This is a genomic window from Pseudoalteromonas tunicata, assembly GCF_002310815.1.
Classification (GTDB): domain Bacteria; phylum Pseudomonadota; class Gammaproteobacteria; order Enterobacterales; family Alteromonadaceae; genus Pseudoalteromonas; species Pseudoalteromonas tunicata.
Window position 1 is genome coordinate 599,930 of the sequence record NZ_CP011033.1, and the last position, 14,956, is coordinate 614,885.

Sequence of the window (14,956 nt, forward strand, 5' to 3'; positions counted from 1 at the left end):
AAACGATCATTGGTTTTTCATAATAAAAATTTAACATTTAGTAGACGGGGATTAGAAGTGACGCATAACTAATATAACTTTCGATATACCTACGGCCATTCAGGCATTGTGCAAACTAAGCAGCTACTTCTGAAACTGGACCATTTTGAAAAAGTGCTGAAGATAAAGCCGTCGGTTCAAGCCTGGCTGTAATAAAATGTCATGGTGTTGCAACATCAGTGGAACAGAATACTAGACAAATATGGACACGGCCCACTTTGCAAGTTTGAGCGGTTTTTATCTTGTAAAAAATACAAAAAAAATCGTTTATTCTTTTTGTTTGTTAACATCTGTTCATGTGGTTTTCTAATTAATTGAAAGACATATAAGACATATATGTACAACGTTGATAAAACGGTCGAAGTGTGGCGTAATCGACTTTACGACATCAGTTGGTACATGCGACTTTCGTTTTAAAATAAGTAAACGAGTTTATTGCCAGAAAAGCGAATAAAGAAGATAACTGCACAGGCCGATTTTATTCGCTGCCATCCAAGGCGCTCACCCTTCGGGCTGCCTAGGGGCATTAAAATTCATTCCTGATGAATTTTTGGGAGGGCGATCCCTTTTAAATTAAGAGTAATCGCAAGCGCTATTAGACGAGCAAGCTGTACTCAGTTGCATGATGTACGTCGATTTAAACCCCATTAGAGCCAAATTGGCTACAAACCTGCATGACAGCGACTTTACATCGATTCAAAAACGTATTGAGTATTATAAAAACAGTCCACGTTAGAAAAAACCGAACAAGTTACTCAGCAACCCAAGCAACTTATGGCGTTTGGCAGTAATGCAAACAACCAAACCATTCCCTTTAAGTTACTGGGTTCTTTTCTACTCACAGCTAGAACTCGCCGATTGGAGCGGGGGTCACATTGACCCAAAAAAGCGTGGTGCTATCAGCAAAACCCAACCCAAGATATTAGTTGAGCTAGGGATTGAAACTGCAGTCTGGCTTGAAACTTTACAAAACTTCAGGCGGCAATATAGCAATTTCACAGGCCAGCAAAATACGCTTAGACAATGCGTCCATCAACATCAACAAAGTTGGTATCGCGGGGTCGGTTAACTCGCAGTTTTAACCTTCATACAAGCAAACTAGGCATCCGCTTAATTTTGTAATGCCTGAAAATCGGACAATTCTTATAGCTCAAGCCAATTTATGCGCATCATCAGTTTTGATGGTGAAAATTCCCTAAATCAATTACTTCCACACTGAAGCCATTTAGCACATCAGTACATTTGATGGCGATTTTCAAGTTGCTATTTGATGCAAGTTATTTAAAATCAATGAGATATTTATGGCTGATGAGATGGACACTCCCAAAACGGCGTCTATGCGCCAAACTGGAAGTGAAACTCAGTTATTCTAGGAGCATCCATCATGAAGTGTAGAACTATTGGCATTGATTTAGCAAAATCTGTTTTCCAAGCGTGTGGAGTGAATCAACATCTAAAACCTGTTTTTAATCAACGATTAGCTAGGCGTGATTTTTATGCTTTTATGGCAGAGCAACCGCCCACGCAAGTGGTGATGGAAGCCTGTTATTCATCCCATTATTGGGGTCGAGAATTAACCCAATTAGGGCATACTGTCTGCCTAATCCCCGCTCAACATGTTACGCCCTTTGTTCGAGGGAATAAAAATGACCGCAATGATGCTCTAGCCATTGTTGAAGCAAGTCAACGACCTAACATTCGATTTGTGCCGATAAAAAGTGAAGCGCAACAAGAAGTCATGGCATTACATCGTATTCGTGAACGGTTAATCAAAAACAAAACGGCCTTAACAAACCAAGCACATGGTTTATTGAGTGACTTTGGGATTATTTTTAGCCAAGGAGAGCGCTGCTTTTCTGTCATGGCCCATATCGTCGCGGCAAGCTCACACGTGAGCGAAAATATAAAATCTCTTGTTGCCATGTTGCATGAAGAGTTTTTAGGGCTTAAAGCCAAGTTAAAAGTAATCGAAGCCAAATTAAAACAAAACTTAACCCAGTTTCCACAAGCAGAAATACTGCTTAGTGTGCCAGGAGTTGGTTACATCATCGCTTCCGCGTTAATTGCCTGCATTGATAAAGGGCAAGCATTTAAAAGCGCAAAAGATTTTGCTGTTTGGTTGGGAATAACACCGCGCCAATATGCATCAGGTTCACATAGTTATATGGGCAAAATATCAAAGCGAGGCCATCGTTATTTACGCAAGCAACTCATTCATGGCGCCAGAGCCGTCCTTAATCGCTATAAAAATGAAAACGATGCGCTCAAGGTGTGGGGTGAATCGGTCGCACATCGACGTGGTTTTAATAAAGCGGTGGTTGCAATTGCTCATAAACTTGCGCGAATTGTTTGGCACTTGTTGCAAAAAGATGTGATGTACCAACCTCAACATATAAAGGCCTAACATGAAGATTTCACACCATAACGTTATTTGTAAATGGTTACTAATTAAGCCATTACCTAAATAGCAACGGGTTGTTCACACCACTGTTAGCTAACACATGTTGATGAGTAAACGGTTTTCCCGCTTGAAAATAACCTGGGTGAGACAAGGGTTTAAAATCCGTGTGGGTGTTTAGGTATTTCAAGTACGGAATTCATCAGAGGCCGGCGGGAGTCAACTCCCGCCACTCTTCTCCTCAGAATCAGAGGAAAGAACAGAGCCTGTATATATGTCAGTGCTGATATTTTTAATATCTATTTATCAGAAAACCATATGAACATATGTTAACAAACAAAAAGAACACACTATTTATTTTGTATTTTTTACAAGATAAAAACAGCTCATGCTTGCAAAGTCGGTCGTGTCCATATATGTCTTTTTTCTTTCTCTACAAAGAAGATTGCAGTGAAGTGGCCGGTAAAGTCACGATTGATAAAACGACGTATTTAGGTAATTACGAAAAAAATGAACACATCACGGATGATAAAACCGTGATAGAGCATAAATACTATATCGGCGATATTATTGTTACGCAGCGCAGTGATAACACCACCGATACATTCTACCTGCATAAAGATCATCAAGGCTCAGTGATTGCGACCACGACCACTAATCAGCAAGATCAAGCCGAGGTGGTATCACAAGCTATGTATGATCCGTTTGGCAAACGTACTTCAGTGTATCTGGCTGCTAAGTTTGATGTATTTACCTACAGTCAGCCCACAGATAGAGGTTATACGGGGCATAAAATGCTCAGCGCCTTGGATATTATCCATATGAACGGTCGGATCTACGATCCAACCTTGGGTCGATTCCTACAAGCTGATCCGTTTATTCAGGCTCCGGGTAATAGTCAGAGCTATAACCGATATTCGTATGTATTGAATAATCCGTTGAGTTATACAGATCCAAGTGGGTATTTCTTAAAAAAACTATGGCAAACAACAACCGGGACTGTGCTTAGAGCAATTGCAAAAGTTCCAATATTAAACTCAATTATAACAGTCGGATTGAATTTTATTCCGGGGTGCCAAGGTTGGTGTTCAGCAGTTTATACAGCAGCTAGTACATATGCTGTAACAGGAAATCTTACAGGGGCATTAAAAGCAGGTGCAATAAGTTATCTGAGTGCGCAAGCTCTTCAAGGTGTCGGTGGTAGCGAGTATTGGGGAGACGCTGGAAGTATTCAAAACGTTGCCGCAAATGCAATGATTGGTGGTATTTCGACGGAATTACAAGGAGGTAAATTTGGACACGGTTTCTTCAGTGCAGGTATAAATGCGGCGTTTAAGCCTTCGATAAACAATATTGGTGGTGAAAATAGTGCTAACTCAGCTGTTGCTCGAGGGGATACTGCAGCGCTCAATTTATATAAGGTACACAGGGCTATTGCTGCTGGTGCTATAGGAGGAACTGCTTCAGTAGTTTCGGGTGGCAAATTTGCAAACGGAGCTGTAACTGGTGCGTTTACACAGATGTTTAATAATGAGACAAACAATCATCGAAAAGCCACTCATAAATATATAGAGATTTTAATTGATAGGGGGGACTCAGCTAGTAAGCAACAAGCTATCAATTTAACTGTAACCCACTTTGGTATAGACTTGGGGCACAAAGGAAAATTCAATTATCCGACATATGACCCTACGTTAGATTCTGATGGGCAAATAAATAATGGAATATTAATAGGGGATGGAGCATTTAGAAGTGTCGGATTTTTAGCTTCGACGATTTATCATGAAATGCAGCATATAAGAATGGGTAGCGTCACTGGGGATGAGTTTCAAGGCGAAACATTAAGTAATATGGAAGTTCGTGCCTATGATGCAGAATTACAAAACTCTAACCGATTTGGGTTATCGGGAAGTGAGCTTTTGGATATTAGAGGGAGACGAAGTGCCCACTGTATGTCTATTTCATCTGCGACTCGTGGGGAGTTTGGAATATCATGTTAACTAAAATACAAATTTTATTATTTCTAATTGTACAGTTTTTGTTTACGTGTAAAGCCAGTGAGCTAGAAGTGTTATTATTTGAAACGAATAGCGATATTAAGGTCCTATTGTCAAACAGCTCTTTGGACAATGTTTTGATAGAAAGTAAACTGATTTTCTGGGACTGCTCATTCGTAGGTAATTTATGTATTGAGGCGAAAACACTATCCGGAGATAACATGCCAGTGCATTATAGTCCAAAGCGATTCGATGTATCTTTTGGAGATCGTTTTGAATTAAGGCCTAGCAAAATTACAGGGGTTTCACTTTCAAAAGATAAGCTATCAATGATGCTTAAACTTAAAAAAGATAGCTCTGTGTATATTACAGTGCATTACCACAATAAGTCTTTAGACAAGGTTTTTAGTTCGAAGCCAACAAAAGTCGATATAGAAAGAAGGAATTAATGATAAAGACAGAAATGATGGACACCCACTCCAATTTGCATGTTGGGGTGGTTTGTCTAAGCTTTAGTTTCTTCAAAATCATGTTCAAAAAATCATCACCATCAACAAGGTCATTTTCGTCTAGATTTTGAAAACGGTTTTTGACTAACGCAAGTTTTTCAATCTCATCGATATCGGAATCGAGGTGATCTTCGCATCGAAAGATAATTTTCTTGCGAATAGCGTTTGGTCTATCTGGTGATGGTGCAATTATCTCAGTTCTAATATCGACATGCTTTTTGCAGCAGGCCGAGCATTCGGCATTGTGAAAATCAATTTTGCTTGTCGGCATTATTTGCTCCAACTTAGTAGTGGTTGAACGATGAAAATCTGCTTGGTGCCAAAGCTAATGGGCTAAAAGAGGCGATAAGCTGTTTAATGTTTTAATTTGCTCAGGGCTAAATCCGTTGCGTAAGAGTTCAAAATCATCCAAGTCGATAATGGCCCGTTTGCCGCTACCCTTCAAATCATAATGAGAGTTGCTTGCTGTTATTACCTGCTGAACCTGAATATCCATAAATACGGTCGTATTGATTTTGTACTATTTATCCAAAATATCCCGTTTTTTAAAGTAGTGGGCTATGTCTGCTTAGCTTTTAAAATAGCCTGCTAAGTAACTGTTTACACGATTAAAGTTCGTTGGCATGATTGGGACGGGTTAAAAAATCAACATGGTCTGTTTAAGCATCCAATTTTGGGATATGTGAAGCTGTTAGCTTTTATGGAGGATACAAGTAATTGGCAACTTTATTTTTAATTTCGGCACTGATCTTAATTGTATTTAGTGCACCTGCCTATGTATGTTATACATCAAATAAAATAAGTAACACGTCTGCGTTTTGGCAATTATATTTTTTAGATTCGCAGCCTAGGTTATTGCTCACTTTAATAACATTCCCAATCATTGGTGTTTTAAGTGTTATTGATCTCATTCGGTGCACCTTTGGGAAATCGGTGTTCACTCAATCAATGGTTATATCTGCATGTTTCACTTTATGTTGGTCGGCATTATTAATTTCAGGTTTGTTGGTCATTTCAGGTTAACTGACAATTCAGCAAGAGTGGTCTCCGATTCCCTTTTGTCCCTTTAGATACGCAAAACGCCTCATATGAGGCGTTTTTAGTTGGGTTTTAAACCTTTAACTTTAAGCTGCGTCGATTTGGTTTTCTGGTGCGGCGTCAATAAAAGCTTGTATGGTATTACAATGCTGATAAATCGCTTCAATTTTTGGAAATTGACTCATATCGACCTTAAAGCGATGGGCATTGAATACTTGGGGTACTAAGCATAAATCCGCAAGCGTTGGCGCATCGCCAAAACAAAATGGCCCATTGCCAAGCATGGTTTCAATTTTTGCAAAGCCCACTTCAATCCAATGACGATACCAGGTATTTTTAGTGTCGTCGTCTGCGCCAAGTTCACTGCTTAAATACTTTAGTATTCGTAGGTTGTCTATCGGGTGGATATCACATGCAATGGCATAACACAGGTTACGCACTTGTGCTTTTTGCCACGGATCGGCAGGAAGTAGTACCGGAGTATTAGGCTGTGTTTCTTCTAGCCATTCTAAAATAGCCAAAGATTGTGCCAGTACACCTTGTTCGGTTTCAAGGGCTGGCAATAATCCTTGTGGGTTTTTACCCACGTAATCGTCACCTTGTTGCTCTGATTTTAATAAATTAACCGGTATTAACTCGTGTTCAATATTTTTTAAATTTAACGCAATACGCACACGATAGGCGGCAGATGAGCGAAAATAGCTGTAAAGTTTCATGTATTAATCCTTATGCTTTACCGGTGAATTTTTTTTCAATTTTTTGCCAGCACTTAGTGTAATCTTTTTGTAAGTGATCGCCTTCTAATGCGAACTTAGTTGGCGAAATAACATAACGTGATTCAAACATAAAGGCCATGGTGTTTTCGTAGCGTTGTGGTTTAAGCTCAGCATTTGATGCTTTTTCAAATACTTCAGCTTCTGGGCCATGTGGAGACATACAATTGTGTAAACTCATGCCACCTGGTACAAAACCATGCTCTTTTGCATCATAGACACCTTCAATTAAGCCCATGAATTCACTCATGATGTTTCTATGGTAATACGGTGGTCTGAAGGTATGCTCGGCTACCATCCAACGTGGTGGGAAAACCACAAAATCAATGTTTGCCACACCGGGAGTGCCTGATGGTGAGGTGAGCACGGTGAAAATAGACGGATCGGGGTGATCAAAGCTTACCGTATTCATGGTACAAAAACGGCTCAGATCATATTTATACGGTGCGCTGTTGCCCGTCCATGCGACTACATCAAGAGGCGAATGACCAATATCGCAACGGAATAAGTTGCCGTTAAATTTAGCAACTAGCTCAAAGTTACCTTCAAGGTCCTCAAATGCAGCCACAGGGTATTGGAAATCACGGTCGTTTGCATAACCGTTAGCACCTACGGGACCACGCTCAGCCAAAATATACGGATGACCATAGTTTTCACAAATATAGCCACGGGCGCTCTCATCAAGCAGCTCGACGTTGAACTTGATCCCGCGTGGGATCACAGCAATTTCACCTGGTTTAATTGCCAGCTTGCCACACTCAGTGTGAAGCACTAAAGCCCCTTGCTGAGGAACAAACAGTAATTCGCCATCGGCATTGTAAAAATAACGCCCTTGCATTGATTGGTTGGCAACATAGACATGAATACCAATACCTGCTTGGCCCTCTGCGCTGCCATTGGCGGCCATGGTTTTTAAGCCATCAATAAAGTCAGTTGGCTTGGCTGGAATTTCAACCGGGCTCCAGCGAAACATGGTTGGTGGCGCAATGGCTTCGGTAATGGGCGCAGTGCGAATTAAGCCATTATCCATTGCTTGGTAATCACCTTGAATAACAGAAGGGCGAATGCGGTAAAACCAATTACGACGATTTTCAGCGCGCGGTGCAGTAAATGCGGTAACGTTGAACTGTTCAGCATATAAATCGTATTTTACTTTTTGTGGGCTGAACTGGCCAATGGGCAGTGCGCCCGGTAAGGCTTCGGTTTCGAATTCGTTACCAAATCCGGTCATGTAATTGAGTTCGGTCATCGTTTTATTCTTCTGTTTTAAGTGAGGATGAAATAAATATACTCTCACGTGAGACTATATTCAAGGTGAAGATAACAAATACAATTAGTTTTAGGCGCAAATTTGGCCATTAAAAATCAGTGAGTCAAAAATATTACTCTTTAATGAGAGTATTTAATTTATTGTTGAGCAGTGTTATCTTGCCTTATAAATCAATTATCTTACTGAGTAATTATGACTCTTAATGCCATTCAATCACTGCACTTGCAGCATTTTTTGCCTTATCGTTTGAGTCAACTCACTGCTCATGTCAGTGAAACCTTTGCCAAGGTCTATCAAGACGAATATCAATTGAGTATTCCTGAATGGCGTATTTTGGTGAATTTAGCCGAAAAAAAATCAAGCAATGCAAAAGAACTAGGTGAGTGTGCCGTGATGGATAAGTCGACGGTGTCACGCACTATAAAGTTATTACAACAAAAAAATTATGTCGAAAAAATTACCGACGAAAATGATAAACGTGCCAGCTTACTAACACTAAGTAGGCAGGGAAACGCGCTTTATCAGGAGTTGGTACCTAAAGCACTTGCTTGGGAGGCTCAATTGTTAGCCGTGTTATCGGCGCCTGAATATCGCGATTTAATGAGTAGTATCGATAAATTAGAGCAACAGCTATTACGTTTAAAAGACGGGATTTAAACAGAGTTACAGCAATAAAAAAAGACCTAAGCAAGCTTAGGTCTTTGGTATTTAAATTGCGTATTTAAATTAGAAACGGTAGTTCACACCAAGGCGCATTTCCCATAAAGAGGCATCGCGTTGGACAGATAAGTTAGCATTTCTGGCATTAAACGTATTATATTCGTATTTACCTTCAGCATTAACTTTTGCCTTCACCATACGGTTACCAACAAAGCCACCTTTTTCCATTGTGCCCCAATCACTGTTAAGTAAGTTTGTTAAGTTATTAATAACAAAGAATACTTCGCCTTTATGACCATCCATAAAACCTGGGATTTGTTGCGATACACGTAAATCAACTTTAGTGAACCAATCAGCGTTGTTACTATTACGACCTGCAATAGCGCCACGTGTTAAGCCTTCAGATTCAATGAATTGATCAAATAGCGCTTTATCAAAACCAGTTTCTTTACCGGTAACTGGGTCTTTTGAGTATGGCGTGTAAACAACATTCGGATCGTCTACTAATGGAATGTACACTAATTGACGAGAGCGATTTGAATTGGCATCACCAAACTGGCTATCAGCGCCATCAAACGTGAAGCTGTATGGCTGACCTTGGCTGGCTTGACCAAATAGGTTAATGCGAGTGGTATAACCTTCAATTAACTCGACTTTATAGCCTAGTTGAAGGGTAAAGCGATGTGGCACTTCATAATCAGAAGTAGCAACACCAGGGTTACCAGGATTTGTGGTTGCTAAGTTACCGTAGTTAGAGCTAGCCGTTGAGCTAGTCATAGGATTTACATCTTTTGAGTCGGTAAAAGCATAAGACACAGTAAAATTAATACCGCTATCATATTCTTTGCTCAATGCAGCTGAAAGGATAGTTGATTCGCCATCATCACCTGATACGTTATCAAGTAATAATTCACCACTACGGCCTTCAATTGATTCATAAATTGGGCGACCATCAAACGCATTTTTACCAGAATCACGTAGTGCGATATCCGTTAGAATTGCTGAGTTACGTTTTTGTGTATGAAGTAAATCAACAGATACGGTGTAATCGTCTTCAAGTACATATGTTGCACCTACAGCATATTTCCACTCTGATGGAATTTCGAAGTCTGGTGCAATTGCGTTAACAGTACCATCACCTTGACCGATAGGTGTATTCTGGATGTCGTCGTACATGAACTGTGGAATTTCATAACCTGGTTTACCACCATTAGTCATTGGTATATCAAACAAGTTGATGTTCCCAGCATAACGACCAATTTGTGTAATACCGTCATTCGAGTAAGCATTTGATACCCAAACATTTGGGTTACCACCAGAATAGAGACCAACACCCGCACGTACTTCTAAGTCTTCTGATGCAGACCAGTTAAAACCAACGCGTGGTTGTAATAAGTCAATACCATCCATGTTCTTTTGATTGCTGAAGTTATAACGATCTTCAAACTGTTTGTTGTAGTTTGGTTTGTCATCGCTGGTGTATTTGTCATAGCGTAAACCAAATGACAAGGTTGCATCGATATTATCGAAGCTGTATTCATCTTGGATATAAAAAGTGTGCTGTGCATAAGCGAATGAGGCTGCAACGTCATCAGGGTTATTAGTGCCAGCGGCATTATTATAATAAACATCACCAGCTAAACCAGCTGCATAATCATCAACAGAATCAAATACAAACTCACCTTGTGAATGTTGCATAAATAAGTTGAATACGTCTAGCTCTTCAAACTCATAACCTGCTGTTAGGGTGTGTTGATCTAAGTAATAAGTACCAGCTACTTTAAATGTAGTTGTGTCATAGTTTAAATCGTTTGATTGACGTGAGTCATCAGGACCAATATAAACACGTCCACCATCAGTAGTATCGATTCTGAACTCACCAAAACCACTTGCAGCATCAAGAGATTCAACACGTGCATCAAGTTTTGATTTACCAATACGGATTTCAGTTGAGAAGTTTGAGTTCCAGTCTGAATATAACGAACCGACAATTGAGGTAAATTCAGCGCCTTGCTCGAAGAAGTGACTGTCTAGAGAGACGTAATCACTACCAGTATCTGACTGAGACAAGTTATAACCATCATTCCAGTTGTATACCAAGCTTGCGCGATGGTCTGAGTTGATATTCCAATCTAGTTTTACTAGTATTTTTTCATCACCAACAGGCATGCTTCCAGGCATAGAGCCTGCATCGTAGCCATAAGTATCGCGAGTGATATTAATAATACGATCTAAGTCAGCTTGAGACACACTACCGGTGCTTAAACCATCATACTGAAGCTGTTTAATACCATCTAATTTTTCATAAGAAGTGAATAAGAATAAAGTATCTTGGATTAAAGGAAGACCTACATTGAAGCCATATCGTTTTTCAGTGTAATTACCGTTATCAACATCTTCGTCTTTGATTTCGTCGCCTTTTAACGAGTCACTCGTGAAGTCATAGAAGAATCCACCATGTACTTCATTTGTACCAGACTTTGTTACAGCGTTAATATTACACGAGGTAAAACCACCGTATTGAACATCAAATGGTGCAAGTTCAACAGCAACTTGTTCGATTGCATCAAACGAGAATGGAGCACGAATTGTTGGGTAACCATTTGAACTTAAACCGAAGTTATCGTTCATACGTACGCCATCAAGGGTCAAGCTGTTGTAACGAGGATTGCCACCACCACATTGAATAGCACCTCGGCTATCATCAACATAAACACGAGGGTCAGCACGTACAATATCTTTTAAATCACGGTTGATTGCTGGTGCAGATTCAAGATCTGATAATGTAAATGTTGAAGCAGGGCCTGTACCACCAGACATAGTACTGATTGCACTACCAGTAACTACGATTTGCTCCATATTTGTCTTAGCATTTAAAGCAACATTAACTGGGTAATCATTACCAAGGCTTAGGTAAATATTTTCAACTAAAGTGTCTTCGAAAGTATCTGAATCAACGATTACTTGGTATGGACCACCAACACGTAAACCTTTTACACTGAAGTAACCAGCGTCATTGACTTCAACAATTTTAGTTGAACCTGATGGTACGTGAATAATAGTGATTTTAGTACCAGCGGCAGGATTGCCGTTTGGTCCCATAATCTGACCTTTAACAGCTGAAGACGTTTCGTTCGCCATTGCTGCACCACTGACACCTAAACAAGCGGCAACAGCTAGTGTTAGCGCCTTTTTGCGTAGTTGAGTTTTCATCTAGTTAGTTTCCCGTGTAACTATAGTTTTAAAAGTTAGCTTTATATTAATTATTAACTTCATTGGTTTGGCTTAGCTTTAATGCTTGCACCAAAGGTATTGCAGACGGGTCAAATATTGCATTTAACAAGCCTGCTAATCTAATTCCGCCTTGTAATAAGCGGGTATTCATCGTGTTTTTCTGTTCATATACATAACTGTATGAAAAGTTACCATCGTCTACTTCGTATAACTTTTTAGCGATATGAAATGATTCAAGTACCCAATCTTTTGGCTCACTGGCTAAATATTGACTGATCAACTCTTTATTGGTTGTATCAATAAAATAAGCGTATTCACTAAAAGAAAGGTTTTCACCTTCTAATAAATCTTTGTCCCAAAGTGAGTGTAAGTTGGTATCTTTATTAAAATACTTCACTTTAACATCGTTACCACCTCGGTCATCTTTACGACCAACATGCATTGGCTGGTGAATGTCACCGACTACGTGCGTTAAAAAACGAAAGTAGAAACGTTTTTTATCTAATGATGTCTGCTCGCTTTGTAATACCGCAATACTTTTTAAAATTGCAGAATATGCATCAGTCACTTCACCTTTTGTCGCCGTTATACGGTAACGATTTGGTTTAAAGTCTTCGGCTTCATTGATATTAATATAATGCCAAATCACTGATTCTTTTTTCCAAAACTTACTTGGATCTGAACGCATTTCATCAGCCCAAGTTGTCACTTCTGGCAATTTGTCACCTTCGAGCAAATGTGCAATTGCCATTTTAGTTTTGTCGGTTAAATGGTTTTCTGCTATCTGACCTACAACACGATGACCGTTTTGAGCCCATGCATGAGATTTATTTATAATACTGAAGGTTAAAAATGTCGAAATTATGACAATCGATTTTATTTTTGCGCTGATATTCATGCTGATTTGTTCAATATTTGAAGTTATCCGATGTGTTAAATTGTCCTTATTTGAAACCAAATAGAAAGGACTCAATGATATTCATAATTACTTGTTAATATATCTTAAAAAACAATGATTTATTTGTTACTAGTAAAATTACCTATTGATATAAGTAAGAATAATTGTTCAAATAAGCTTAAGTTAGTCAGAAGTTGGTAAAGCGAGTGCGCCTTTATAACGTTTTAACCTCAAAAATTACAATTGTTACATTTTTGTTTCTAAGTCTTATTGTAATTTATTTTATCGCTAAATTACAAAAACACCCCGAAACGACAGATCTTCCATTAATTGTTGATGTCTCGGTGCAGTGTGGTTTTGCAAGTCAATCTCGATTGGATCAGTTAGTTGTTTATGTGCCCTCTGAAGAGCTTGCTAAGCAAGTATCGCTGAAGTTGTGCAACGACGAGGTGGTTGGCCGGCAGTTTGGCGGTGTTGAAGTTTTTTGGGGTTATAAACTCAGTGATTCAATTGAGTTTTTAGGCAAAGGATTTGCCGATTTAATCTTGGCAAAAGAGAACATTGTTGAAGCCTTTATGGCAGAATCTACTTATAACTACCAAGCGGTGTTGGGCTACCCAAGCTACACAGCCTTTTTTATCTCACTAAAAGAAAAACCCCGCTTAGATAAAGCGTATTTTTTAGATAAAACCTTGGGATTAATAGAGTATCCCACAAGTCGCTCAGGTCATATTCTGCCAAAGGCTCAGCTGAAAAAGCTTGATTTAAATACCGATAGTTTAAATATTCGGTATGCTAATTCTCACGCTGACTTACGTGATCTGTTAGCGAAAGGTGAAGTAGATATTATTTCTTCCTACTGGAAAGAGGATGATGTGAAGCGGTTTTCGCATAATTATATTACGCCAATAAGTGACAATATAAGCGGCAGTAAGTGGTATTTAAAAATGAATTTAGAAAATACAGATCTGTACTGTGCTGTACAAGCAAGTTTAGTGAGTTTAGCGCAAGAACAAATGTCGACTTATTTCCATCAAGCTGAAAAATATCAACACTGTGGTGAGAATGGCTTAATCATGGAGCTTAAAGATGAGCAATAAACTAAAAATAGCCTGTGCTTTATTATTGTTTTTATTGCCACTACAGCTGTGTTTTTCGTTAACCACTTATTTTCAGCATCAAACGCTGGTTGAGCAATCGGTTGCAAGTGTTCAAACTCGTATTGCGTTAGATTTGCCACGGTTATCATTACCTAATGATAAACTCCATATTGTGGGTAATCCCTTTGCGGTGACAGCCTATTTAGACAAGATCAATCAGCAGCTATTGCTCCAAGAGTTACCGGTGCAAGTTGTGTCTTTACAGGCGATTTCAGCTAAAAAGTCTAATGTAAGTCGTGCTGACAGTAAACGTTACCAACTACTTACTCCCGATAATCAAGTTGAGATTAAGTTAATCGAGCAACCTTTACCCTTTATTGCGTTATTGTCTGTTTGGCCTTTGCTGCTGAGCATTGTGGGTGTTTATTTAAGTAAAGACCACATCAAGTCATGGCGTAATCCAGAACCCGCAGAGCCTGAAGTATTAATTGAGCAAGAGCCACTTAAAATATTAATTAATTTGCAGAATAAAATGGTGATTAATAGTGTAACGCAACATGAAGTGCCACTTGCTAATAAGCCGTTATGTTTTTACATTGCCCTGATGGAGTTTTGTCAAAATAATAAAGATATTACGCTTAATCAAAATAAAGACGTGCCTGAAGAATTGGTTGAATTAGCCAATAAGTATTTTTACCGCCTTATTGATTTAGGGCACATCGTACGTAAACGGCCAAACTTTACCAATAGTCTTGAAAAAACATTAAGCGAAATTCGTGCAGCACTTGACGAAGTATTTGCTGAGCATCCTGAAGAGAAAGAGATTTACTATCCACCAAAGGCACATGGTGAGGGTTCTCGCTCGAAGTTGCATCATTACGGTTTAAATAAAATAGATAAAATTCATTTCGAAGTGATTGGTAAGTAAGCTATTTTTTGTCATTTAACGCTTTTTTTAGTTATTTAAGTAAACAAAGTAGTGCATTGAACTGCGCAAGCTACAGGGTTTACTTTTTACTCGCTAACCTCAATACCGGATA

At 39.1% G+C, this 14,956-nt stretch carries 11 protein-coding genes; 6 read left to right on the top strand and 5 right to left on the bottom strand.

The genetic code is table 11. From position 1 onward, the window contains the following. The first annotated feature begins 829 nt into the window (after positions 1–829). From PTUN_RS22345 to PTUN_RS20055, 3 genes are all read left to right on the top strand, one after another. On the top strand, positions 830–1,108 hold the full coding sequence (locus PTUN_RS22345; RefSeq protein ID WP_009836891.1) for a hypothetical protein: 279 nt from the start codon (positions 830–832) through the stop codon (positions 1,106–1,108). 315 nt (positions 1,109–1,423) lie between these two features. Then, positions 1,424–2,443: an IS110 family RNA-guided transposase gene (locus tag PTUN_RS20050; RefSeq protein WP_009836890.1), complete on the top strand. Its 1,020-nt coding sequence runs from the start codon at positions 1,424–1,426 to the stop codon at positions 2,441–2,443. Between the two features lie 410 nt (positions 2,444–2,853). Further along, positions 2,854–4,437: an RHS repeat-associated core domain-containing protein gene (locus tag PTUN_RS20055; RefSeq protein WP_009836889.1), complete on the top strand. Its 1,584-nt coding sequence runs from the start codon at positions 2,854–2,856 to the stop codon at positions 4,435–4,437. Positions 4,438–4,839: 402 nt separating this feature from the next. On the opposite strand, the gene PTUN_RS22350 is transcribed toward PTUN_RS20055, so the two are convergent. The 3 genes from PTUN_RS22350 to hmgA form a co-directional block, all read right to left on the bottom strand. Next, positions 4,840–5,214 (bottom strand): hypothetical protein, encoded by a 375-nt coding sequence (locus PTUN_RS22350; RefSeq protein ID WP_232284964.1) that lies wholly within the window; start codon positions 5,212–5,214, stop codon positions 4,840–4,842. 853 nt (positions 5,215–6,067) lie between these two features. Further along, positions 6,068–6,697: a maleylacetoacetate isomerase gene (gene maiA, locus PTUN_RS20075; protein WP_009836885.1), complete on the bottom strand. Its 630-nt coding sequence runs from the start codon at positions 6,695–6,697 to the stop codon at positions 6,068–6,070. A 10-nt stretch (positions 6,698–6,707) separates the two neighbouring features. Next, positions 6,708–8,003 (bottom strand): homogentisate 1,2-dioxygenase, encoded by a 1,296-nt coding sequence (gene hmgA / locus PTUN_RS20080; protein ID WP_009836884.1) that lies wholly within the window; start codon positions 8,001–8,003, stop codon positions 6,708–6,710. A gap of 213 nt (positions 8,004–8,216) precedes the next feature. On the opposite strand from hmgA, the gene PTUN_RS20085 reads away from it, so the two are divergent. Then, positions 8,217–8,681, top strand: a complete 465-nt coding sequence (locus PTUN_RS20085) for a MarR family winged helix-turn-helix transcriptional regulator (RefSeq protein ID WP_009836883.1) — start codon at positions 8,217–8,219, stop codon at positions 8,679–8,681. A 69-nt stretch (positions 8,682–8,750) separates the two neighbouring features. Here the strand turns inward: PTUN_RS20085 and PTUN_RS20090 are convergent, their stop codons facing one another. Both PTUN_RS20090 and PTUN_RS20095 read right to left on the bottom strand, forming a co-directional pair. After that, positions 8,751–11,897, bottom strand: a complete 3,147-nt coding sequence (locus tag PTUN_RS20090; protein ID WP_009836882.1) for a TonB-dependent receptor — start codon at positions 11,895–11,897, stop codon at positions 8,751–8,753. 46 nt (positions 11,898–11,943) lie between these two features. Next, positions 11,944–12,816 (bottom strand): S1/P1 nuclease, encoded by an 873-nt coding sequence (locus tag PTUN_RS20095; RefSeq protein WP_009836881.1) that lies wholly within the window; start codon positions 12,814–12,816, stop codon positions 11,944–11,946. Between the two features lie 254 nt (positions 12,817–13,070). Here PTUN_RS20095 and PTUN_RS20100 point away from each other — a divergent pair, with 254 nt between their 5' ends. Both PTUN_RS20100 and PTUN_RS20105 read left to right on the top strand, forming a co-directional pair. Next, on the top strand, positions 13,071–13,916 hold the full coding sequence (locus tag PTUN_RS20100) for a substrate-binding domain-containing protein (RefSeq protein WP_232284963.1): 846 nt from the start codon (positions 13,071–13,073) through the stop codon (positions 13,914–13,916). Then, positions 13,906–14,844: a hypothetical protein gene (locus PTUN_RS20105; RefSeq protein ID WP_009836879.1), complete on the top strand. Its 939-nt coding sequence runs from the start codon at positions 13,906–13,908 to the stop codon at positions 14,842–14,844. The genes PTUN_RS20100 and PTUN_RS20105 overlap by 11 nt, the downstream gene beginning before the upstream one ends. Positions 14,845–14,956 lie beyond the last annotated feature (112 nt).